Below are 22,480 nucleotides of genomic sequence, written 5' to 3' on the forward strand. Positions count from 1 at the left end.
CTTACTCGATGATGACCAGAGGGGTGCCGAATTCCACAGCATCGCCATCGCCGACCAGAACACGCTTGATGGTGCCCGATTTGGGCGCGTGAATGTGGTTCATGGTTTTCATCGCCTCGACGATCAGCAGCGTGTCGCCTTCGGACACGGACGCACCGACCGAGATAAAGGCAGGCGCACCAGGTTCGGGCTGCATATAGACCGTGCCGACCATGGGTGACGTCACAGCGCCGGGGTGGCTGGCCGGATCTTCCTGTGCGGCGGGGGCTTCGGCGGCGGCCGGGGCTGCTGCGGCAACGGGTGCGGCAGGTGCAGCCGCAGGAACGGCAACCTGCACCGGGGCGGCAACCGCCTGAGCTGCACGGCTGACGCGGACATTCAGGCTGTCGTCGTCGCCATATTCGCGCATGACTTCCAGTTCGGTCAGGTCGTTTTCGCGCAGCAATTCGGCCAGTGCCTTGATGAACGCCACATCCGCTTCGTGTTTGGTATCTGTCATGAGTGTCCTCGACGGTTCCCCTTTGGCCCGTCTGTTCGCGCGGGCTTTGGTATGATTACGCAGCGTTATAAGCCAAGCGACCGGTCATGAAAAGCGCAGTCTGACAGGAGAAAACGAACCTTTTGCCCCTGCTGCACAGGCAGTTTCGCGTCACAGGGGCATGCCTGACAGTTTCGCCACCAGTTCCGGCAGTTTACGCGCCCCGAATTTTTCAAGCAGGCGGGCGCGATAGGCCTCGATCGTGCGGTAGCTCAGCCCCAGTTCCATGCCGATTTCTTTTGCCGAAAGACCCCGGCAGGACAGGATTGCGACCTCGCGTTCGCGCACGGTCAACTCGACAAGGGGACGTTCTTCGGAAATATCGGAGAAGCTCCAGATGCCGTGGCGAAACGGGTCGTCTGGTGTCAGCGACCGGCCACGCGCCCGGCACCAGAACAGATCGCCATCGCGCCGCCGCATCACCCGTTCGTCGGTGTAATAGCCGGTGCTGCGCATCACCTGCAGGCTGCGTTCCCCGATCCGTTCCCAATCAGCGACCGAAGGGTACAGATGCAAAAGCGGCATGTTGCGATAATCGACTTCCTCGCCCCCGAAGGTGCGTGCGAATTGCAGATTGCACCGCCGGATGATCCGGTTTTCCAGTTCAACCAGACCGATGGGGGCGTATTCGAATGCGGGGTCGCTCATGGTCTTATCGTGCCGGGAATTGAGGCGGATTAGAAGGGGCCTTGCGCAGTCGCCGGATATTCTGCGCCATCGTGCTTTTTGCCGTCGGTGTCAAAGCTGTAAATCCATAGTGAAAAGTACGACTTAACTGAATGCAAAAAATAGAATAATCTGAAAACAACTGGATCATTCGCAGCGCTCAGGAGGTGGAGCTATGCGCGACACTCTTACCGGAAGCCGCATACGTGAACGGCGCCAGATTGCCGGGCTGCGGCAGGCTGAACTGGCGCGTCGTGTCGGAATTTCTGCGTCCTACCTGAACCTGATCGAGCACAATCGCCGCCGGATCGGGGGCAAATTGCTGGTCGATATTGCCGGGGCACTGGCGGTTGAGCCATCGCTGCTGACGCAGGGGATCGAGGCTACGCTGATCTCGGCCTTGCGAGAGGCGGCGGTTGATGCGGTCGGGCAAGAGGCTGAGGTTGACGGGCTTGAGGAATTCGCCGGGCGCTTTCCGGGCTGGGCGGGTGTCCTGGCGCAAATGCATCAGCGGGTGATCTCGTTAGAGCGCACGGTGGAAACCCTGTCAGACCGCCTGACCCACGACCCGCATCTGGCGGCCGCGATGCACGAGGTTCTGTCGACGGCAGCCGCGATTCGCTCGACGGCGGGCATTCTGGCGGACACGCAGGACATTGATGCCGAGTGGCAGGAGCGGTTTCACAAGAACCTTCATCAGGATGCCGAGCGGTTGGCCGACAGCTCCAAGGCGCTGGTGACCTATCTGGACGAAAGCGACTCGGCCACGGACCCGCGGGGCGTACCCTTGGAGGAGGTCGAAAGCCATTTTGCTGCACGCGGTTACAGTTTCCCCGAACTCGAGGAGGGCGGGTCCGCCGATGTCAATCTGGACGGGCTGAACACAACCGCCGCGCGCACCGTGGCGCGCGAGGTTCTGGACCTGTGCGCACAGGACGCAAGGGCGATGCCGCTTGCCCAGCTTAAAAAGCTGATGGAGGAGAAAGAGCCGGACCCAATCGAACTGGCCCGCCTGTTCTCGGTCGATGTTGCAACGGTTCTGCGGCGGTTGGCCTTTCTGCCGGAAAGTGTACTGCACCGCCCGGCCGGGTTGGTTCTGTGCGACGCATCCGGCAGCATCCTGTTCTTCAAGCCGCTTCCCGGTTTTGTTCTGCCGCGACATGGAGAGGCCTGCCCGTTATGGCCGCTGTTCACCGCGTTAAGCCGTCCCTTGGTACCGGTTCGAAAGCAGATCGCGCAGCTTGGGCGCAGTTCGGCTGAATTTGAATGCCACGCCTATGCCTGGCTTCATTCAACGCCCGGATACGATCAGGACCCTGCTTATCGCTCGGCGATGTTGGTGCGCCCGGTCGGGGATGGGGTACAGGGTGTCGCCTCGACCCGGGTTGGGGCAAACTGTCGGGTGTGCCCCAGCAAAGACTGTGCATCCCGGCGCGAGCCTTCGATTCTAAACGAAGGCTTTTGACAGTATCCTGACTGAGCGCTTAATCTGGCGGTGGCAGCAGGCTTTGTGCGCCAGTTGCCATGGGGAGGAACTGCAAATATGAGCCGCAAGGTTCTGTTGATCGAGGATGAGCCGAACATAGCTGAGGCAATCCGATTTCTGCTGACCCGCGAAGGGTGGCAGGTTGAAACACATGCCGATGGGGCAGACGCCGTTCAGGTGATCCGGGCAGCGAACCCGGACCTTGTGATTCTGGACGTCATGCTGCCCGGGAAAAGTGGCATGGATATTCTGCGCGACTTGCGAGACCTGGACGACATGCAAAGCCTGCCGATCCTGATGCTGACCGCGCGCGGACAATCCAGGGATCGGGAAATGGCCGAGAATGCGGGTGTCAGCCGCTTCATGACCAAACCCTTTTCCAATGCAGAGGTGCTGACTGCGGTGCGGGATCTGCACGCGCAGGCATCCCGATTATGAGCCCCCCGGAAGAGACAGAACCCAAGCCAAAAGGCACGCGCCCCTCGCTGTTTCTGGGACGCCAAAGCTATCGCCGCCGCAGGCTGACCGACGCGGCGCGGTTGTTGCCTTTCATGGGGGCCGCGTTGCTGGCGATCCCGTTGCTGTGGCCTGACCGGGCGTCTGGGGATCAGGCGGTGCCGTTGTCCTCGGCGATGTTCTACATCTTCATCTGCTGGGGGTTTCTGATCGCCGTTGGCCTGATCTTTGGCCTGACCGCCCGTCGTCTGGGCATGCGCGGCGACTTTGACGCGGACGCCGAGTGATGGCGACGCTCAACATCCTGATTCTGGTCAGTTTGGGCTATGTGGTGCTGTTGTTCGGCGTTGCCTTTGCCGCCGACAGAATGGCTGCGGCAGGGAAGGGGAAGTGGCTACGCTCACCTCTGATCTACACACTTTCTCTGTCGATCTACTGCACCGCCTGGACGTTTTATGGTGCGGTCGGCAACGCAGCCCGATCCGGGTTGGAATATGTGACGATCTATCTGGGCCCGACGCTGGTGATGGTCAGCTGGTGGTGGGGATTGCGTAAACTGGTCCGCGTCGGGCGCAGCCAGCGGGTGACATCCATCGCGGACCTTTTGTCGTCGCGCTACGGCAAATCCAATACGCTGGCGGTCTGCGTCACCATTCTGGCCGTTCTGGGCGGCACGCCCTATATCGCCCTGCAGCTTCAGTCGATCACGCTGTCCTTTTCGATCTTTGTCGAGGCTGATCCCTCGGGCCTCTATCGTGGCGGGTCGAACGTGTTCTGGGTTGCCGCCGGGCTGGCCGTCTTTGCCATTCTGTTTGGCACCCGAAATCTGGATGCGAATGAGCGCCACCATGGCGTGGTCATGGCGATTGCGGTTGAATCCGTGGTCAAGCTGTTTGCCCTGATTGCGGTTGGCGTCTTCGTTGTCTGGGGCATTGCTGGCGGCATCGGTCCGATGATGGACAAGATTGATGCGTCCGAGATTGGCCAGTGGCATGTGGATGCCGGGCGCTGGACCACCTTCATCTTTCTGTCTGCCGCCGCCTTCGTCTGCCTGCCACGGATGTTTCAGGTCATGGTCGTGGAAAACGACGACGAAGGCCACCTGAGAACCGCCGCCTGGGCCTTTCCGCTGTATCTGCTGTTGATGAGCTTGTTTGTCGTGCCCATCGCTGTCGTCGGGCTGGACCTGTTGCCGCCCGGATCAAACCCGGATTTGTTTGTTCTGACGGTGCCGCTGTCTCAGGGCAATGACTGGCTGGCCATGTTGTCCTTTATCGGCGGGTTTTCCTCGGCCACATCGATGGTGATCGTGACGGCCATGGCCTTGTCGACGATGGTGTCGAACCATGTGGTCATGCCGATCTGGCTGAATACCCATGAAAGCGCGGGCTCGGTTTCAGGCGATGTGCGCAACATCGTTTTGATGGCGCGGCGCGTATCCATCGCGGTGATCATGGCGCTGGGGTATTTCTACTACAGCCTGTCCGGGGGTGGCGCGGCGCTGGCCTCGATCGGGTTGATCGCCTTCGCCGGTATCTCACAAATTCTGCCCGCTCTGGTCGGTGGTCTGTTCTGGCGGGGGGCGACGCGGACGGGCGCTTTGGTCGGGCTGTCGGTCGGGTTTGTGCTGTGGATTTACACGCTGCTTCTGCCCGGGATGGGCGGGGCTTGGATGCCGCAGTCGGTGTTGGACAACGGGCCGTTCGGGATCAGCTGGCTGCGCCCGCAGGCGATGTTCGGCATCGAAGGAATGGACCCGATGGTCCACACCGTGATGTGGTCCATGTCCCTGAACACAATCGCCTTCTGCGTTGCCTCGCTGCTCAGCTTTCCCAGCCCGTTGGAACGCCTGCAAGGCGCGCAGTTCGTCAACGTCTTTGACCATTCCGTCGCCCCGCGCGGGTGGACCGGATCGGTGGCGCAAAGCGAAGACCTGATGATCATGACCCAGCGGATTCTGGGCACAGGTCCCGCGCAGGAGTTCTTTCTGGCCGAAGCAGAACAACAAGGGGCCCGTTCGCACATGCCCGAACCGACGCCGGGCTTTCTGAACCGGCTTGAGCGCGAGCTCAGCGGTTCCGTCGGGGCGGCGACGGCCCATGCGATGATTGGCCAGATCGTCGGTGGCGCGTCGGTGTCGGTCGAGGATCTGCTGGCTGTGGCCGACGAATCCGCTCAGTTGCTTGAATATTCCAGCCAGTTGGAAATGAAGTCGGCCGAGCTGAGCCGTACCGCCCGTCAACTGCGTGAAGCGAACACAAAGCTGACGCTGGTGTCTGAACAGAAGGACAGCTTCCTCAGCCAGGTCAGCCATGAATTGCGTACGCCGATGACGTCGATCCGGGCGTTTTCCGAGATCATGCGCGACACCGAGGGGCTGAGCGCCGAAGAGCAAACGCGCTATGCGGCGATCATTCATGACGAAGCGCTGCGGCTCACCCGGTTGTTGGACGACCTGCTGGATCTGAGCGTTCTGGAAAACGGGCAGGTCAATCTGAACATGGGCGAGGGGACTTTGCGCTCGATCCTGGATCGCGCTGTGTCCAGTGCGTTGGCTGGATCGAACAAGGACCTGACCGTGCGTCGCAGCCGGGCGTCCGAACGCTTTGCACTGCATACGGATCTGGACCGGCTGGGGCAGGTGTTTATCAACCTGATCTCGAACGCGCAAAAATACTGCGATGCGGACGAGCCTGTTCTGACCATCTCGGCCCATGATGTCGGTGGGCGCCTGGTGATTGATTTCATCGACAACGGCGGCGGCATCCCCGCCGAGGCGCAATCGCTGGTGTTCGAGAAATTCGCCCGTGTCGGCGCCGACAAGGCCGGGGGCGCAGGGCTGGGTCTGGCAATCTGCCGCGAGATCATGCAGCGACTGGGGGGCGAGATCACCTATCTGCCGGGGCAGGGCGGGGCCGCGTTCCGTGTCAGCCTGCCGCTGGCCTATCAGCAGGCGGCGCAATAAGGACCGTCTAAAGAACTTCGTAACACTCGGCGGGTTACACCAATGGTCAGGGACACGACAAATTGGTGAACTTTGGGCATGGCACAGACTGTGAACGCGGCATTGGCGCGCAAGCTTTCGGTGGGACGAGAGGATTTGAAGAACCGGCCCCGCTCGATTCTGCGGGCCTTGCGTCTGGGTTTTGCGCGGGCCGCAGCGGATCGGCTGAACCTGCCCTTGGCAGTTATCGGGGCCAAACAGTCCAACCAGCCCGCTACCGATCTGGTTGCGGATGTGGGCGACGATTGGTTGCTGTTGTTCTTCCGGGGTCCTGACGGGGTTGCCGCAGCTTGTCTGGACCCGAACACTGTGTCGGCAATTGTGCAGACCCAGACGATTGGACAGCTCACCCCCACACCGCCCGAGGCGCGCGCCTTCACCAACACCGATGCGGCAATGGTCGCACCTTTGGTGGAAGAGGCTTTGGTCAAGGCTGCAGAACTGGCAGAGATGGCAGAGGAAGAGGTCGACCTGACCGGTTACGAGTACATGGCCCGCGCCGGGGATTTGCGGTCGCTTTGCCTGACACTGGTGGAAGAGGTCTATTGCGGTTTCGAACTGACAATCGATCTGGCCGGAGGGGTCCGGCAGGGCCATATCGCAATCCTGTTGCCCCAACGCCCCTGCGACGTCGAAGAGGATGCCGGAGCGCAACCGGATGCGGGGGCACGCCTTGAGCAATCCTCGGGCGTTGTGCGGGCCGAGTTGAACGCCGTGCTGTGCCGTATGAATGTGCCGCTGTCCGATTTGTCAGCGCTGGGGATTGGCGACGTTTTACCCTTGGAACGGGCCCGTCTTGATCGCACCGAGGTTCTGGCGATCGATCGCACGCGGGCTGCAGTGGGGCGACTTGGGCAAAGTGGCGGTCTGCGGGCCGTTCGCATCAATGAACACGCAGCTTTGCCCGCCCTGTCCGATATTGAAGCACAAGACTTCATCGCAAGCCGCGCCGGAACGCCGAACCGGGACGCTGACGCAGTGGATGTCACCCCATACCCCAATGTCGCCGAAATTCCCGACCCGCTGGACACCGATCTGTCATTTGCGGATTCAGATCAGATGGTCGCGGAAATCTCGCAACTGGCGGGCCTGACCGGCCCGGATGATGGCGTAGATCCGATGTGACCGAAGGGCCGCAACATCACTCTGCGTTGTTGCGAATTTGATCCAGGGCTGGGCGCAGGTTTTCCAGCTGATAGCCCGCGTTGGTTGTCGCGGAGAGAATCTCATCCGTGCTCATCCGGTCGCACTGCCCAAGCGCCCAGACGACCGAGCAGCGTGTACCGGACGCGCAATAAGCCAGCACCGGTCCGCTGCAGGTCTCGGCCATGTCGCGCTGACGCGACACGTTTTCAGGTGTCATGGTCTGATGGGTCAGTTCCAGAACTTCATATTCCAGACCCGCTGCACGCACGGCTTCGCCGATTGCATCCGACTGCATGTCAGCCGGAACTTCGGCATTCGGACGGTTGCAGATCACCTTGACGAAACCGGCTTCGGCGATGGCCGGTACATCCTCGACCGTGATCTGGGGTGAGACGGCGTAGCGGGGGGTAATAGGTCGAATCTCCATGCCAATTCCTTAGGCCGCGTTTGCAGCCCTGTCTAGCTGTGGCCCCACGTGAGGGGCGAGGAACATTCCCGTGATCATGGCCAGCAGAAACACCACCCCGCCGCTGCCGCCAAAGCTGAGCGAGGCCAGCGCCGGACCGGGGCACAGTCCCACCATGCCCCATCCCATCCCGAACAAGATCGAGCCCACAATTAACCGCCGGTCAAACTCGGCGCGCGTCGGGGCCGGAAACTCGCCGCCGGCTATGGGATGCCGTCCGGTCGTCAGACGCCATGCAAGGATCATTGGCAGGATCGCACCACCCATCACAAAGGCAAGGGTCGGGTCCCAATCCCCGAAAACGTCCAGCCAGCCTTGCACTTTAGTCGTATCGGTCATGCCAGAGATCAGAAGACCAATGCCAAACAGGGACCCGGCAAGTGCTGCGATCAATACCCGCATCATGCGATCCCCAGAATATGCCGCAGGCCCAGCACGGTCAGCCCGCCTGCTGCGATATAAATCAACGTGGCCACGATCCCACGCATTGAAAACCGGGAAATGCCACACACGCCATGCCCCGAGGTGCAGCCGTTGGCAATGCGCGTACCGACACCCACCAACAGCCCCGCTGCAATCACCAGCACCAGATTGCCGGTCAAATGCGTTTCGGCCCCCGGTGCGATCCATGGCCGCAGCAGCAAGGGCATCCCGATCACCCCGGCGAGGAAAGCCAAACGCTCGACCGCTTCGTTGCGCGCACTACCATCGACCAGTCCACCCAAAATGCCGCTGGCCCCCATGATGCGCCCATTGCCCAACAGGTATACCGCGCCGCCAAGGCCAATCAGCACACCGCCGATCAAGCCCATCACCCAAGCCGTCGTCATGTTCGATTGATCCCTTTGTTAAAGCTTATTGATCGGTAGCTTCAGCATCACATCGCCCTGTTCATCTGTCGGCGGCATCTGACCCGCGCGCATGTTGACCTGCAAAGACGGCAGGATCAGGCGCGGCATTGCCAAAGTCGCGTCGCGCGCATCCCGCATTTCGACAAACTCTTCGATGCTGCGCCCCTGGCCAATGTGGATGTTCAGCGCCTTCTGCTCACCCACCGTGGTTTCCCAGGCATATTCATCGCGCCCGGGGGCTTTGTAATCGTGTCCGACGTAAACGCGAGTGTCATCGGGCAAGGACAGGATCTTCTGGATTGACGCATATAGCGTAGATGAAGAACCGCCCGGAAAATCGCATCGCGCGGTGCCGAAATCGGGCATGAACAGCGTATCCCCGACAAAAGCCGCATCCCCGATCACATAGGTCAAACAGGCGGGCGTATGACCCGGCGTGTGCAGAACGTCCCCACGCATCTGCCCGATGTGAAAGCTGTCGCCTTCCGCAAACAGGGCGTCAAACTGGCTGCCATCCCGTTGAAATTCGGTCCCTTCGTTGAAAACTTTGCCGAACGTGTCCTGCACGGTCACGATCTGGTCGCCAATTCCGATCTTTCCGCCAAGCTTATCCTGCAAGTAGGGGGCCGCCGACAGATGGTCGGCATGCACATGGCTTTCCAGGATCCATTCGGTCCTGAGCCCCTGGGACCGGATGTAATCGACAACCTCATCCGCCGATTTGGTCGTGGTACGACCGGAGGCGTGGTCAAAATCCAGAACACTGTCGATGATGGCACATGCCGCTCCATCGGGTTCGTTCACCACATAAGACACCGTGAAGGTCTGATCGTCAAAAAACGCTTTCACATTTGGGGTCATGGGGTCCTCCGCTCCTGTCCATACTTCATATATTGACGATGGAATGTGTTGCAATATCCGATTTGGTTTTTGATGTCCGTCAAGGCAGGTTTGATTAATTTGGCTTAAACTTTAGCCGTACCGCGCCGGATTGCCGAAATTGACGGACTCTCCGGCGGGTTTCCGCACAGTATCAGAGTAATCTGTTCCGGTCTTAATCCCGTTACCTATATCGGAGATACTGGCATCACTGGGGAGGAGCGATATGGAACCGAAATCCATCTATTCCGAAGTCGAGAAGCTTGAACAAAAGCTGGAAAACGCGTGCCTGGATACGCGTCTGGCTCTGCAACCAAGTGTCAGCAAGATTGTCGATCATATGCGCCGACAGGGCATGCATGTTCCATCCCGCCTGCGTCGGTTGGATTCCGCTTTGTGCGAAGATGCAATGGAAGCGCGGTTCGACAATATGCCGATCTAGCGCCGGGCGGTCATCCGAAGGAGATCCCGAGGATGACCAGCATCAAGCCAATCACGGACAGAAACAGGGACCCCAGGTTCCATGGCAGAACGCCCTGAACCACGGCACGCAATTCATCATCCGACAATCCGGCCTTGCGCGCCTTCATCACGCGCAGAATGCACCAGACCAGTCCGGCAAGCCCGGCCAGTGACAGGGCGGCCCCGCCCCAGGTGATGACTTCAAACATGGCGCCCCAAAAAGTTGCTGCGAATTGAACCTGCGCTTACTGGATCGCATCGGCACAGACAAGCCCGGTGACGGATTGGGTGCTTGCGGCCTGCGCGGACCCGATGTATCCGCGAGGTAACTGCATCCAATTCAAGCCTTAGGGAAAGACGTCGATGGAAGATATGACCGAAGATCAGGCCACCGCAAATTACCGCGTAACCGCTGGCGAATTGCGCCAGTTTATCGAACGGTTCGAGCGTCTGGATGCCGAAAAGAAGGACATCGCCGAACAGCAGAAGGAGGTGATGGCCGAGGCCAAGGCCCGTGGCTATGACACCAAGGTCATGCGCAAAGTGATCGCGCTGCGCAAGCGCGACAAAGACGACATCGCCGAAGAAGAAGCGGTTCTGGAGATGTATAAGGAAGCGCTGGGGATGTAACCCGGCCTAGACGTCCAGAACCCGAACGTTTGGCAGGGTTCGGATTTTCGCCATATCCTGCGCGTAAAGTTCTGAAAACGCGCTGACGATATCTGCGTTCCAGCCCGGCAGATCCAGTTCCTCTTCGATCTGGTCGGGCTGCGCATAGTCTTCGAACAAGGCGATCAACTCATCGCGCGAGGCAAGCCTGGCCCCCGATTGTTCCTGTTGGATCAGCGGCAGAAGCTGGTGTTTGCCTTGCTCGGTCAACAAAGAGGCCAGCAGCGTATGCTCGCCCTTTATCGCAACGTCATTCCCCAAACCGGCCATGGCACGCACGATGTCGCCCCAGATCAGGGGTGTGTCCTCGTTTTCCCACAGCGTGATCTTCACGTTGGGCGCCAGGTCGCTCAGGTCTTCGATCATGCTGACCCAGCTCAGGCAGCTCAGGTCCGTGGTATCCAGAATTGACCGCGCGCGTTCAGGGTCCATTGCAGTCAGAATCTTCGGAATGAACGAGCCCGGGTTCATCAGCCCGGCAAAAACCTCGACCTCTGCCCCTTCCAGAACCTCTTGCGAGTATGCAATGCGCCGTCCGGCAAACGGGTACATCTGGCCATGTTGCAAGGCAGTCTTGATCGGACCAAAGAATTTCTCGCTGGACACGATCAAACGCCCGAAACCCGAGGTATCGGGCAGAAGCGCCCGCAATTGATCCCGGGTGTCGGCGAGAGGCAGGTTATTCAGGATCGAATCCGACATAATCCTCTCAAAATGCCGACACTTGCGCGGCCCCAGCGGAAAGGCCCCGGTCTGCGTGATGACGCCTTTGTTGGCGACCAGCGAGTCCAGCAATTGCCCTTCATCCGTGAAGGCGACCCCAGCGTGAATGACTACCTGCATATTTTCCTTGCGCCCAAAGGTTTTGCCAAGCGTTCCTCGACCTGCATCACATAGAGCGAAGTCCGCCGCTTCGATAGGTTGAGTTTCACACAATCGCAGAAATTTCGGCAATCCCCAACCGAATGCTGAAATTCCGACTTGCAGTCCTGTTCCGAAGGCAGTAATCGGCAGCCAGTGCCCCTATAGCTCAGCTGGTAGAGCAACTGATTTGTAATCAGTAGGTCCGCGGTTCGAGTCCGTGTGGGGGCACCACTATCAAGCCTCAGAACAATTTACCTAATTTCAATGGGCTGCCATCCCTAAGATTGGGGTAAATTGCAGGCAATTTTGATATTCAAAAGTGATTGTAGTGTGAACAACAAGCCGCTTCATCCGTACGATTGACACCGCAGTCAGGTCTGCCGCACGTGTTTTTGGAAATCTGTGCCACTAACCCGCTTGATTAAGGTCGGTCGCCTCGCAACGCCGTCCACGTTTTGCAGCTTTGAGCACAGATGGTTTGTGAGTACGGTGCTACCATAGACGCAGTCATTCAGTGTGTTAAGCGATGAAAATCAACGCTCTACTTGTTTCCGCGCTGCTGGTGAGCAGCGGGATTGCCATATGGGGGATTATTGACCCTCAAGGGCTGGGGTCCGTCTCGGCCAGCATCGTGGCGGTGCAGTTCGAAAGCCGAGGCTGGTTTATCATGCTTGAAGCCAGCGCGCTTTTGTTGCTGGCGATCTATCTTGCGTTCTCCAGGTTCGGCTCGATCAGAATTGGCCCTGAAGGATCCGAGCCCGAGTTTTCTACGCCCGCGTGGGTTGCGATGCTTTTTGCGGCGGGTATGGGGGTTGGGTTGCTGTTTTTTGGCGCATCCGAGCCGCTGACGCATTTCTCGGTCATTCGCGCGTTCAGCCCTGATCCGCAAGCGGCAAGTCAGGCTATCTTTGTCACCTATCTGAACTGGGGTTTTCACGCCTGGGCGATATACGGGGTCGTTGGGTTGATCATTGCCTATTTCGCCTTTCGACGAGAACGCTCTTTGTTGCTGAGCGCGCCAGTGTTGGATGTGTACGGAGACAGGGCCTGGACTCGTGCATTGGCTTGGGTGTTCGATTTCTTGTCGGTTGTTGCCATCGCAGTCGGCTTGGCGGGTTCCTTGGCCATGGGCGTGTTTCAAATCCAGACGGGGTTGGCCGGAGTTCTTGGAATACCCAACTCGTTTTACCTGACAGCGCTCATATTTGTCGTCATGTGCGTTGCCTTCCTCATCCCGCTCAGACGGGATCTGGGCGAGGGGATGTCCAAACTGTCAAATCTGGCGATGAGTATCGCGATCATCCTGTTGGTCTTTCTGTTGGTTGTCGGGCCCACGTCTTTTGCAATGAACACGATCGTTTCAGGGTTTGGGCGGTATGTTTTCAACGTCCTTCCCGCCGGGTTTTCGACAACCGAGTTTTTCGACCAAACCATATCGACCTGGTTCCAGGACTGGACACTGAATTACATGATCTGGTGGCTGGCATGGTCCCCGTTTGTGGGCATCTTCATTGCCAGAATTTCACGCGGGCGAACGATCCGAGAGTTTTTGACCGGTGTCATTATTGCACCAACGTTGTTTTCAATCTTTTGGTTCGGTGTTTTTGGTGGGATCGGCATTTTCGACATGCTGCAAGGAAACGGACAGCTGTTGGAGGTCAACGACCAAAGCCTTGATGCGACGACCTTTGCGTTGCTTCAACAGTTTCCCCTGCAATATGTGACGCAGTTGGCGACAATTGCAGCGGCGTTCCTGTTTGTTGTGACCAGCGTTGTCAGCGCGGGCTTTACGCTTGCAATGATTGGAACAGGCGGGGACGAAAACCCGTCGCCCGGCATTCGCACAATCTGGGGCGCGGTGCTTGGAGCCCTTGGTCTGGCCATGATCTTTGTGAACGACGTTTCTCTGGTCCGGTCGATCATCGCGCTTTCAGCCATCGCATTTGTTTTTATCGTACCGATTCTGGTGATTTGCCTTCTCAAGTCTCTGTCAAAGGAGGTTTCGAAATGACCGGCCCAATTGTCGATACGGTTCTGAACGTTACCGTTTTTGTGTATATCGGCTTTCTGATCTGGCTGGCGCTTTATCGCGTTTGATTAAGGACGGCAGGCAACACCCCGTCAGGTGCTTGTCGACATCTGTCGTTTCTTTTCCGGCCAGAACTCATCCACCACGACATAGGCAACGATCACAAAAATCGCAGCACTGGCGACTTGCAAAACGCGGGTGATGCTTTTGACGTCGGCCTCATCCGAAAACGGAGAGATTGATCCACCATAGACGATCAGCACCGTTGTCAACGCCGAGCCTGCCGCGGCGGCGAGCGTAGCCTGAGATTTTCCGAGTGCTCCAAGCGTTATGCAGAAGAAAAAGCACAGCAGAATTGGCGTCAGAATAATCGGGGCGATGACGTTGATTTCGTAGCAAAGGATCGACACTGCCGCACCCAGCAGGTTTGCCGTCAGCATTGCCTTGGCCACGGTTTTGCCCGCGGCAGGCATCGCCGCCAGCTGCTGGCTGAGAAGTGCCACAAAGAATAGAACCAGCAAAGCCGATGCGCCGGACACAAAGAACGCCAAGGCAAATGGAACCGTGACAAGCGACATTCTGACAATCCGGCGGTGCGGGTCAAAGTCAGTTGGGGATGCTGCTTTTTTCTCGGCCGCTGTCTGGGGTGCGGCTGGTATCAGCACAAACATCAATGTCGAAACGAACCCTGCAAACAGCAGGTTCAGTGGTATCCAGAATACGAGCACCAAGGCCAGATCCTGCGATTGCAGCGCAAGGTTGGGGATCATCAATGCCCCCATCAGGGCGATGACTCCGGGCAGAACACCCGCGCCGGATACCGACCAAATGAACGACAGGATAATCCCGATGGCCACCAGGATGAGGAAAACCACCGGATAGGGTGCGAAGGTCGATGACAAAAGGAAGGAAATGAACATCAACCCAATCGAGAAGACAAACAGCTTCGCGAAGGCCGCCAGTGGCAAAGCGGCTGGGGCCTGAAGAAACAGGGCCGTGAACACGGCCCCGACAACGGCCAGAGGCCACCCCAGAAACAGCCCCAGCGCGAAGACGCCAGTTACACCCAGCGCAAGTCTGTGTACTGCGCGCCGATCCTCAGTACGCATAGGACAGGATCGAAACCGCGCGAATGTAGGCGCGGCCCACCGCGTTCAGCAGAGAACTGTCGCTAAGGTACATGATCACGTCGGCTTGCCCGTTGAGCTGAAAGCGCAGGTCATCCTCGGTGCTTCCGGCCTCGTAACCCGGCAGCACGATACGGACCGGGAAGCGCTCGGGTTCGCGAAGAAACCCCTTGGTGCTTGGGGGGCTGGCCAGTTGACCGGGTGTGTCGCCGCCGCTTAGGGAAACGGCTGCGCTAAAGCTTTCGATGACGCCGGGAACAATTTTGCCGGGATGCATGTCCAGCACCACATCTACAGGCGATCCAACCGACGCCCGACCCAGGTTGTTTTCGGTAAAATACGCCTCGATCCAGACATCCGTCGCATCCAGGAAAGTCAGCAGGTCCTGCCCGGATCGGGCATAAGTTCCGGGTGCGATCAGCAGATTTGAGATCACGCCTGTCGCCGGGGCGCGCAGTTCCGTCCATTCAAGGTTAAGCTCTGCATCCGCCAACGCGGCCAACGCGCGCTGAATCTTCGGGTTTTCAATGCCCTCGTCGCCGAGCCTCTGCTTGGCTTTCTCCAGATCAGCTTTGGCGTTTTCAAAATTCGCCTCGGATTCGGCCAGTTGCCCCCGCGCATCATCTGCTTTCGAAACGGCAATCAGCCCTTTCTTTTCAAGCGCAAAAACGCGTTCTGTCTGGATGCGCATGGTGTCCAGATCACTTTGCGCCCGTGCCAGTTTGGCCTGAGCGGCGCTGACCTCTGCCGACGAAGCGCCAACCTCTTGTGTTGCGGCTTCCAGGTCCGCTTCGGCTTTGTCGCGGTCAATTTCGTATGGTCTGGGGTCGATCCGAACCAGTACATCACCGGCCGAGACGACCTGACCATTTTCGACCAAAACCTCGATCACCGTTCCGGTGACTTGCGGGACGATCTGGGTTGCCACCGCCTTGACTCTGGCATTTCCTGTAAATGGCGTTTTTCGATCAGCAACCAGATACCAGACGAGAAGAACCAAAATGGCGGACAGGGTCGTCCATATTGTCTTCCTCATTGCGCCGCTCCGTCCACGGCGTCATTGCCTTCCGGCGAGGCATCGATCCAAACCTTGAACAGTTCGTAGAAAACGGCAAACAGAACCGGTCCCATGAAAATGCCAATCAATCCATAGGCCATCATACCGCCGAGAACACCGATCAGGATCACCAGCATTGGCGTTTCGAGACCTTTTGAGATGAAGACCGGCCGCAGGAAGCTGTCCATTATCGTTGTGGGAATGGCCAGAATGGTGAATGCCAGGGCCGCACCACCTGACATCGAACTCCACGCGTAGATAATGACCGGCAACAGAACCAATCCCGGCCCGATCTGAATGATCGAGAGGATCAGGCAGATGAAAGCCAGCGTCGCAGCAGATGAAATCCCGAACAGGGCCAGCAAAATCCAGACAACCACGGCCTGAATGGCAGCAACACCAATGACACCCTTGGTCACATTCCGGATCGTCGCCCCCGCCAGCGTCACGAATTCGCCGCCTCGCGGCGCGAACACCCGGTTGGCAAAGCGCTGAAGACCTTGCACCAATGTCGGTCCGGGGCTGAACAAGCCCCCCATGATCAACACCGAAAGGGCAAGACCCAACAACCCGATTCCGATGCCCAGAACCTTTCCAAACAGCGATTTTGTGATCTCAAGAATCTGCGCCCCGTATTTTGCAAGCGCACCATCCAGATTTCGTTCAAACAACCCCCAGACTTCGGCAATTCTTTCTCCGATCAGGGGCAAGTCCTTGATGCTGTCCGGGGCAGGTGGAATTTCCAATTCACCGCTGTCAGCCTGTTCGGCAAACTCGGACCCAAGTTCAGCAGCCCCCGACACCGCAGTGGCAATCGGCCCCAAGGTCAGCACAAGGCCAAGCAAAACCAGGATCGTTGCGGCAAGCGACTTTCGCCCGCCCAGCTTGGACTGTAGCCAATCGAATACCGGGTAAAGCGCCACACAAAGGATCGTGGCCCAGATCACCACACTTGCCAGCGGGGCGATCATTACCAATGCGCTGTAAAGGAATAACCCGAGAAAGAGCAAACGTATTGCGAGATCGACGATCTTGGCGTCCTGTGTCTTTTCCATTCCATCCCTCCGTTCATTTGTCAACAATACACTCAAAAAACTCAATATGAATATCTTTTGTGAATTCCGTGCTTTGGTCGTAGTTTGGGCCCTTGCGCCGCCTTGGACGGCGATCAGCCTAATCAATAAAGTCCAACCTACAGGCGACCTTGCTGCGCTTGTATCCTTTCGTGTTTTTTTGGGTGACTATTCGTCGTCCTGAGACAGGATTGTGTTTGCGATTGTCGTCGCCGCAGCCACAAAGATGCCCAGACCTACGATGATGTAGGCCATCGTAAAGATCTTCCCTGCCGCAGTCTGAGGGGAAAAATCACCAAACCCTACGGTCGAGATTGTCACGACAGAAAAGTAGATGGAATCCAGCCAGCTCCAGCCTTCAACATAGTGGTAGAAAACGGATGCCCAGAGGATCATTCCAAGCGTGAAAGCAAGCAGGCTTTTGACCCGGCCGTCCCGAAACGCGACACCTATGCCCCGTGTAATTCTTTTCAGTGAGTTCATTGGTCCCTCATATATATTGTAAATCGTATATATCATTAATTTGATGATATGAGAAACCGGGACGGGTGCCGTCAGAACCGTCAGAAAGATCACGCATAAAATGATTGTTCGTTTTCAAAAAATCCCGAAAGGGCGGGTGTTCCCGTTTTTGGTACTGGGCTGCCCGGCATCACGGCAGCGCAGCTGTTCATGCGGACCGAAGTTGATTCCTGTTTGATTAAGTCACTGGAAATTGGCAACTTATCCCTCAGGTGCTCCCAGTGCTCGGAACATCAGCAGAGCCGCGTATTCAAGTGTCGCACGTGGAATTGGCCCGGCCACACAGTGCATCGAAACCAAAGGAGTAGAACGTGCGTTTGATTTTCAAAGGCGTTTTGATTTGCTGCGCGATCGCGTTTGTTGCTGTTTTGGCGGCTTGGCTGTTCCTATCCTCGGCGCTGTTTTCTTCGCTTAGGACCGGTTTCGTTGAAAACCTGATTTCCAAAAAACTTGGTCAGGACGTCTTGATCGAGGACGAGGTGCGTTTGGGTCTTGGTCGGCAACTGCAGGTCTCGGCGGCGGGGCTGGTGCTTCCCGGTTCGTCCGGGACTGACGTGAATTTGGCGGCTATCGACGCGATTGAGTTCGAGATCTCTGCCCGCGATCTTTGGAACAGCAAGCTGTCGCTCAGCAACCTTGCCATATCGGGTGTTCACTTGAACCTGATCGCCGACAAAGACGGAAATGCGAACTGGCAGTCACTTTCTACGGTGGAAACCAAAAAGCCTGCGAAGTCTAAGAATCCCTCTGTCGGCGGAATTCTGGCGGATCGCCGAGTTGACCTGACCGACGTCACTATTCTGTACCAGAACGGCCTGAACGGACTTGATCTGGATCTTCAGCTTAGGGATCTGGTGCTGGCGCGTGATGAGGGAACGAACACCGCGTCTGCCGTTGGGACCGGTTCGCTAAATGGCGAGCCGTTTGATCTGAATGGGTCATTCCCAGCGGAAGACCCGTTTCAGATGGCGATGCAGTTCGAACAGATATCGATTGCGGCAGAACAGATCCCCCAACAGAACGGGTTGCAGGTCAAGACGACCGTAGAGATTGCAGAACTTGGACAGCTACTGGACGTGCTGAAACTTAACCGCGTGCTGGAAGGGTCGGGCAAAGTGGCGGCAACCTTCAAATCGGCTGATGGCATAGCCCGGATTGATGATCTGAACGTATGGGCTGAATTGGATGGCGGGCAAAGCCTTTCGCTGACGGGCCAAATCGGAGAGTTGGGGAACCCCGCAGATGTGTCGCTGACGACCCGTATTCGGCTTTATCCCGAAGATGCGGAACCGGCCCCTGCGGCATCTCGCTATGACCTCAAGCTTATTGCGGTTGATATGGTTATGGACAGCGTGCCGGGGCAGGTGCCTCAGCGGCAAATGGTCATTAAAACCAATGGGTTCACGCTGGACACCGCAGGTGAAGGGCCGCCGCCGGTCAAGTTTTCGGAACTTTCCAGAACGCCGGACGGTGCTTTGCGGGTCGGAAACATCAATCTGCGGATCGGAAACCCGGCTGATCCGTTTGTCATTTTGAACGGATCTGTTGACGATGCGCTGCAATTGCAAGGCGTATCAGCCGAAGGTCTGATGGATATTCCCGCCAGCAGCTTGATCTCGCCCGAACTCATGGGGCCAGACGATCAGCTTGGCCGGTTTTCGGGCGACTTTCATTTGAACGGGGACATTAATCAACTTTCACTGATCAACCTTGATGGCAAGACGAGCGAAACGGATGTCTGGTCCCTTGAGGTGCACGGTACGGTTAAGAATGTCCTCAAGTTCGAAAACCTGGATCTGGCAATCGATGTTGATGTTCCGTCCGGTGCAGACCTGATGGCTGCATTGTCGCTGGACCCCGTTGAAACCGGGCGCGCGCGCTTTGGGATCGATTTGGTGAGCGAAGGCACCGATTGGAATGCAAACGCCAGCGTCGAACTTGCCGAGTCCGTATTGCTCGTGAAGGCCGATCTTGATGACGCGACAAGCGATCCTGTGCTGCGGGGCGCGATTGAAAGTGACCTGATTAAGATCGATCAACTGCGTGATATCGTTCAGGCCGCCGCGCAATTGAGAAAGCTTGGCAGCGCAGCGCAGGATGTCGAAGACGCCAGCGCCGAAGCCGATGGACCCGGCGCATTGAGAGATGTGACGCTGAAACCCATCGGACGTTCCATTCTTCTGTCGGGTATTGATATCGATGTTGATATCGACCTTCGGCATATCGAAGGTGCCAAAGGCGTTAGCAGCTTGCAAAGCGAACTGACGCTCGACGAAAACGAGCTTCGCGCCGGTCCGCTGGCATTTGAATATGGCGGGGCCCAGTTCGACGTAAGTGGGCAGATGGATCTTTCGGATGAGGCGCATCTGCTGACCCTGACCGGCAAGGCGGGCGGTTGGCAGTTAGACGACATCCTTCACACCCTGAACTTCAAAAAGGGCGCAAGCGGCACGATCTATGCAGATTTTTCGGTGACCGGAGGAACCGAGTCCGCCAAACACTTTGCCAGCACGATGAGCGGCAGTGCGACGGTTTCCATGCGCGACGGGTCAATCGAAACGCAGTTGTTGGATCTGGCAGGGCTGGGCGTTCTGCCCTGGGTATTCTCCAAAGAAAAGCAAAAGGTCGCGCCAATCGTATGTCTTCGCGCACCCCTCAGCATTTCCAACGGCAACATTTCGACCAAACAAACCACGTTGGAAACGGATCAGGTTCAGGTCGTCGTCTTTGGCGGTGTCAACATGGCCGACAAGGCCCTGGACCTGAACCTGCAACCGCGCAAGATAGGCGAGCCGCTTTCGCGCAGCCCGTGGCCGGTCACGTTAAAAGGCCCGCTGGCCAAGCCGAAGGTCAAGGTCAAGGACGGGCCAAAGCGGCTCAAGCGTTCCGACGGTGCGGATCAAATGCCGGCGCAGCGGAAGCTTTGCATTCCGGATATCCTGCAATTGCAGTAGCAGTGCGGTGGAAAAATCAGTTGGGCGCGGGCGTGTTCGAAATCTCGCGATTTTACCACATTGCCTGAGCTTACCGCATTGTTTTCATTTATTCGCGCCTGTAATGAAGGCGGACGGGGTTCGCCCCTGATCACGACATGCCCGCGTGGTGGAATGGTAGACACAGGAGACTTAAAATCTCCAGGCGGAAACGCCGTGCCGGTTCGAGTCCGGCCGCGGGTACCAATCTTGTTTCGATCAGAGCTTTGGCAACAAGTTCCGACATCTGTTTTCGGCGCAACCCAAGCGATCTTGAGGCTACACCTTCCAATTTTCGCATGTTAGCCTTTTGCAGAAGGCAAGAAATCACGAGGTGCATATGCCGGTTACAGTGAAAGACATGATGGCGGCGGCCAACGCTGTCGTCCCACGGGTTGATATGGTCAAGGCGCGCGAGCTGATCGAACACGGCGCGTTACTGTTAGATATTCGCGGCACTGCTGAGGTGCAGAAAACCGGTCGGGCAAAAGGGGCGGTGCATATACCCCGTGGAATGCTCGAATTCCGGGCAGATGAGAGCCTGGAGTCTCATGATCCAAACATGCGCAAAGACCGGCCTGTTGTGATCTATTGCGCCTCTGGCGGCCGCGCCGCTTTGGCGGGCAAGCTGTTGAAAGATATGGGCTATGAACAGGTGTTCAATCTAGGCGGTTTCGCCGACTGGGTGAATGGCGGCGGCGAGGTCGAAGACACCTGAAGCGTGGCCTGCCCGATCAACAGACGGCGATTGATTCAGGCGTTCAGAAACGCCCGGACGGCGGCTTCGAACTCGCGCGGTTTTTCGGCATGCAGCCAGTGTCCGGCACCCGGAATTTTGGCAAAGCGCGCACCGGGGAGTAGCGCCCGGATTTTGTCGCGGTGTTCCGGCAGGACGTAGTCAGACGCGCCACCTGACAAAAACAGGGCCGGGCCATCCCATGCGCCATCCAGCTCTGGAAAGCTCATGATGTTTGGCATCTGATCGGCCAGCACATCCAAGTTCAACAGCCACCGTTTCCCAGCGACATCCAGCGATTGGGTGAAAAAGCTCTGCAGTGCTTTTTCAACGCCTTGATCCGCCAGCTGCTGTTCTGCGTCTGACCGGCGGGTGATCGTTGAAAAATCGACTGCCCGCATAGCTTCGATGAATTGAATCTGGCTGTGCCCATAGGCGACCGGGGCGATATCGGCGACCACAAGCTTGCGCACCAGTGCGCCGCGCCGCAAGGCCAGTGTCATCGCCGCTTTGCCACCCATGGAATGCCCCAGCACATCGACCGGGCCACCGACATTTTCGATCACCTGCGCGATATCCTCGGCCAATGCAGGATAGTCGTGCCGGGGGTCCCAAAAGCTGTGCGCATGGTTTCGCATATCCACCGCGATCACCTGCCGTTCATCCGACAGCCTTCGCGCAATCACGCCCCAATTCCGGGCCGATCCATACAAGCCATGAGCGATAATAAGGGGCGGCAGCGCAGTGGGTTCGCCGTGAATGATCGTGTTCAGCATAGCCGCGTGATACCGCCCTTGCTCCAAAACAGCCAGCCCCATTGTCGCGTACAGCATCAAAGGCTAGTGTCGCGCGTCAGGAGGGGCCATGGCGCAAGACACCGACATTCAGGACCGGATCACGGAAACCGTCGCATTGCTGCGGGCCAAGCTGGGTGTGCGGGACAAAACGCTTGAGGCTTCGATCCGCCGCGCCCGACACCGTTTGCCGCGCCGGGTGTTCAAACAGGCGATGATTCTGGCCAGGGCCGAACAGATGGCGGCGCACCCCAAACTGCGCCGCGTTCTGGATACGCCTGCCTTGACGAAAGCCTCGGACGAGGTTCAGTCGCACCTGACGGCGATCAATCTGGCGGATCGGCGCTGGGGTTGGTTCCTCGGCATGTTGGGGGGTCTGGCCTTCAACTTGCTGGCTTTGACCGTGTTGGTTCTGGTGTTTCTTCTGTGGCGCGGCTTGATCTGATCGCAGGTTTTGTCCTTTGCGCGGCGCTTGCCCTAGCCTTTTCTTCGCATGTTTGATGCATGCCAAAAGGGGCGGGAACGTCTACTGAAAAAAAACGGCGCCCGTTCTGGGCGCCGTTTTCTTTTTCCAAGCCGATCCGATTACAAATTCGGATAGATCGGGAAGCGTGCACAAAGGTCAGCGACCTCGGCCTTGACCTTTGCCTCGACGGCGCCGTTGCCGTCTTCGCCATTGGCGG

24 protein-coding genes and 2 tRNA genes are annotated in these 22,480 nt (G+C 57.8%); 13 read left to right on the forward strand and 13 right to left on the reverse strand.

Annotation, left to right across the window (positions count from 1 at the left end):
* Nucleotide 1: 1 nt before the first annotated feature.
* Together accB and ACR0LW_RS10655 are read right to left on the reverse strand one after the other, a co-directional pair.
* Nucleotides 2–499 carry an acetyl-CoA carboxylase biotin carboxyl carrier protein gene (gene accB, locus ACR0LW_RS10650; protein ID WP_480882621.1) on the reverse strand — a complete coding sequence of 166 codons (498 nt, stop codon included), beginning with the start codon at nt 497–499 and terminating at the stop codon, nt 2–4.
* Between the two features lie 150 nt (nt 500–649).
* Nucleotides 650–1,186, reverse strand: coding sequence for a LuxR C-terminal-related transcriptional regulator (locus ACR0LW_RS10655; protein ID WP_170454086.1), 537 nt, complete (start codon nt 1,184–1,186; stop codon nt 650–652).
* Nucleotides 1,187–1,379: 193 nt separating this feature from the next.
* Here ACR0LW_RS10655 and ACR0LW_RS10660 point away from each other — a divergent pair, with 193 nt between their 5' ends.
* From ACR0LW_RS10660 to ACR0LW_RS10680, 5 genes are all read left to right on the forward strand, one after another.
* Nucleotides 1,380–2,669, forward strand: a complete 1,290-nt coding sequence (locus tag ACR0LW_RS10660; protein ID WP_480580400.1) for a helix-turn-helix domain-containing protein — start codon at nt 1,380–1,382, stop codon at nt 2,667–2,669.
* Between the two features lie 78 nt (nt 2,670–2,747).
* On the forward strand, nt 2,748–3,128 hold the full coding sequence (locus ACR0LW_RS10665; protein WP_170454082.1) for a response regulator: 381 nt from the start codon (nt 2,748–2,750) through the stop codon (nt 3,126–3,128).
* Entirely contained in the window at nt 3,125–3,433 is a 309-nt protein-coding gene (locus ACR0LW_RS10670) for a hypothetical protein (protein ID WP_480882622.1), read from the forward strand. Before ACR0LW_RS10665 ends, ACR0LW_RS10670 begins: the two co-directional genes overlap by 4 nt.
* The gene (locus ACR0LW_RS10675; protein WP_170520704.1) at nt 3,433–6,111 is read left to right on the forward strand and encodes a sensor histidine kinase; all 2,679 of its coding nucleotides are present in this window, start codon (nt 3,433–3,435) and stop codon (nt 6,109–6,111) included. Before ACR0LW_RS10670 ends, ACR0LW_RS10675 begins: the two co-directional genes overlap by 1 nt.
* Before the next feature lie 78 nt (nt 6,112–6,189).
* Nucleotides 6,190–7,275 (forward strand): FliM/FliN family flagellar motor C-terminal domain-containing protein, encoded by a 1,086-nt coding sequence (locus ACR0LW_RS10680; protein WP_480882623.1) that lies wholly within the window; start codon nt 6,190–6,192, stop codon nt 7,273–7,275.
* Between the two features lie 16 nt (nt 7,276–7,291).
* On the opposite strand, the gene ACR0LW_RS10685 is transcribed toward ACR0LW_RS10680, so the two are convergent.
* The 4 genes from ACR0LW_RS10685 to ACR0LW_RS10700 are packed head-to-tail and all read right to left on the reverse strand — an operon-like array spanning nt 7,292 to nt 9,474.
* Nucleotides 7,292–7,723 (reverse strand): protein tyrosine phosphatase family protein, encoded by a 432-nt coding sequence (locus ACR0LW_RS10685; protein ID WP_480580410.1) that lies wholly within the window; start codon nt 7,721–7,723, stop codon nt 7,292–7,294.
* Nucleotides 7,724–7,732: 9 nt separating this feature from the next.
* The gene (locus ACR0LW_RS10690) at nt 7,733–8,164 is read right to left on the reverse strand and encodes a DUF6691 family protein (protein ID WP_480582186.1); all 432 of its coding nucleotides are present in this window, start codon (nt 8,162–8,164) and stop codon (nt 7,733–7,735) included.
* Entirely contained in the window at nt 8,164–8,592 is a 429-nt protein-coding gene (locus ACR0LW_RS10695; RefSeq protein WP_170633019.1) for a YeeE/YedE thiosulfate transporter family protein, read from the reverse strand. Before ACR0LW_RS10695 ends, ACR0LW_RS10690 begins: the two co-directional genes overlap by 1 nt.
* Nucleotides 8,593–8,610: 18 nt before the next feature.
* Nucleotides 8,611–9,474: an MBL fold metallo-hydrolase gene (locus tag ACR0LW_RS10700; protein ID WP_480882624.1), complete on the reverse strand. Its 864-nt coding sequence runs from the start codon at nt 9,472–9,474 to the stop codon at nt 8,611–8,613.
* Nucleotides 9,475–9,718: 244 nt separating this feature from the next.
* Between ACR0LW_RS10700 and ACR0LW_RS10705 the strand changes: the two genes are divergently transcribed.
* Nucleotides 9,719–9,934, forward strand: coding sequence for a hypothetical protein (locus ACR0LW_RS10705; protein WP_170454068.1), 216 nt, complete (start codon nt 9,719–9,721; stop codon nt 9,932–9,934).
* 10 nt (nt 9,935–9,944) lie between these two features.
* Here the strand turns inward: ACR0LW_RS10705 and ACR0LW_RS10710 are convergent, their stop codons facing one another.
* Nucleotides 9,945–10,163 carry a hypothetical protein gene (locus tag ACR0LW_RS10710; RefSeq protein ID WP_170454066.1) on the reverse strand — a complete coding sequence of 73 codons (219 nt, stop codon included), beginning with the start codon at nt 10,161–10,163 and terminating at the stop codon, nt 9,945–9,947.
* Between the two features lie 154 nt (nt 10,164–10,317).
* On the opposite strand from ACR0LW_RS10710, the gene ACR0LW_RS10715 reads away from it, so the two are divergent.
* A complete protein-coding gene (locus ACR0LW_RS10715) occupies nt 10,318–10,584 on the forward strand; it encodes a DUF2312 domain-containing protein (RefSeq protein ID WP_170454064.1) in 267 nt (88 codons plus the stop codon).
* 6 nt (nt 10,585–10,590) lie between these two features.
* On the opposite strand, the gene ACR0LW_RS10720 is transcribed toward ACR0LW_RS10715, so the two are convergent.
* Entirely contained in the window at nt 10,591–11,466 is an 876-nt protein-coding gene (locus ACR0LW_RS10720) for a hypothetical protein (RefSeq protein ID WP_480882626.1), read from the reverse strand.
* 176 nt (nt 11,467–11,642) lie between these two features.
* On the opposite strand from ACR0LW_RS10720, the gene ACR0LW_RS10725 reads away from it, so the two are divergent.
* Together ACR0LW_RS10725 and ACR0LW_RS10730 are read left to right on the forward strand one after the other, a co-directional pair.
* Nucleotides 11,643–11,718, forward strand: a tRNA-Thr gene (locus ACR0LW_RS10725).
* A 295-nt stretch (nt 11,719–12,013) separates the two neighbouring features.
* Nucleotides 12,014–13,498, forward strand: coding sequence for a BCCT family transporter (locus ACR0LW_RS10730; protein ID WP_480882627.1), 1,485 nt, complete (start codon nt 12,014–12,016; stop codon nt 13,496–13,498).
* A 110-nt stretch (nt 13,499–13,608) separates the two neighbouring features.
* On the opposite strand, the gene ACR0LW_RS10735 is transcribed toward ACR0LW_RS10730, so the two are convergent.
* From ACR0LW_RS10735 to ACR0LW_RS10750, 4 genes are all read right to left on the reverse strand, one after another.
* A complete protein-coding gene (locus tag ACR0LW_RS10735; RefSeq protein WP_480882628.1) occupies nt 13,609–14,625 on the reverse strand; it encodes a DUF2955 domain-containing protein in 1,017 nt (338 codons plus the stop codon).
* Nucleotides 14,615–15,679 carry an HlyD family secretion protein gene (locus ACR0LW_RS10740; protein WP_480882629.1) on the reverse strand — a complete coding sequence of 355 codons (1,065 nt, stop codon included), beginning with the start codon at nt 15,677–15,679 and terminating at the stop codon, nt 14,615–14,617. Before ACR0LW_RS10740 ends, ACR0LW_RS10735 begins: the two co-directional genes overlap by 11 nt.
* Nucleotides 15,676–16,755, reverse strand: coding sequence for an AI-2E family transporter (locus ACR0LW_RS10745; RefSeq protein ID WP_480882630.1), 1,080 nt, complete (start codon nt 16,753–16,755; stop codon nt 15,676–15,678). Before ACR0LW_RS10745 ends, ACR0LW_RS10740 begins: the two co-directional genes overlap by 4 nt.
* Nucleotides 16,756–16,941: 186 nt before the next feature.
* Nucleotides 16,942–17,256: a potassium channel family protein gene (locus tag ACR0LW_RS10750; RefSeq protein ID WP_170454052.1), complete on the reverse strand. Its 315-nt coding sequence runs from the start codon at nt 17,254–17,256 to the stop codon at nt 16,942–16,944.
* A gap of 350 nt (nt 17,257–17,606) precedes the next feature.
* Between ACR0LW_RS10750 and ACR0LW_RS10755 the strand changes: the two genes are divergently transcribed.
* The 3 genes from ACR0LW_RS10755 to ACR0LW_RS10765 all read left to right on the forward strand — a co-directional run bounded on the left by ACR0LW_RS10755 (nt 17,607) and on the right by ACR0LW_RS10765 (nt 20,985).
* Nucleotides 17,607–20,249 (forward strand): AsmA family protein, encoded by a 2,643-nt coding sequence (locus ACR0LW_RS10755; protein WP_480882631.1) that lies wholly within the window; start codon nt 17,607–17,609, stop codon nt 20,247–20,249.
* A gap of 139 nt (nt 20,250–20,388) precedes the next feature.
* Nucleotides 20,389–20,474: transfer RNA gene (locus tag ACR0LW_RS10760), tRNA-Leu, on the forward strand.
* 133 nt (nt 20,475–20,607) lie between these two features.
* Nucleotides 20,608–20,985 (forward strand): rhodanese-like domain-containing protein, encoded by a 378-nt coding sequence (locus ACR0LW_RS10765; protein ID WP_170737011.1) that lies wholly within the window; start codon nt 20,608–20,610, stop codon nt 20,983–20,985.
* Between the two features lie 35 nt (nt 20,986–21,020).
* Here the strand turns inward: ACR0LW_RS10765 and ACR0LW_RS10770 are convergent, their stop codons facing one another.
* The gene (locus ACR0LW_RS10770) at nt 21,021–21,821 is read right to left on the reverse strand and encodes an alpha/beta fold hydrolase (RefSeq protein ID WP_480882638.1); all 801 of its coding nucleotides are present in this window, start codon (nt 21,819–21,821) and stop codon (nt 21,021–21,023) included.
* Between the two features lie 46 nt (nt 21,822–21,867).
* Here ACR0LW_RS10770 and ACR0LW_RS10775 point away from each other — a divergent pair, with 46 nt between their 5' ends.
* Nucleotides 21,868–22,242, forward strand: coding sequence for a hypothetical protein (locus ACR0LW_RS10775; protein ID WP_170454046.1), 375 nt, complete (start codon nt 21,868–21,870; stop codon nt 22,240–22,242).
* Nucleotides 22,243–22,480: the final 238 nt, after the last annotated feature.

Source organism: Ruegeria sp. N4, assembly GCF_056531425.1.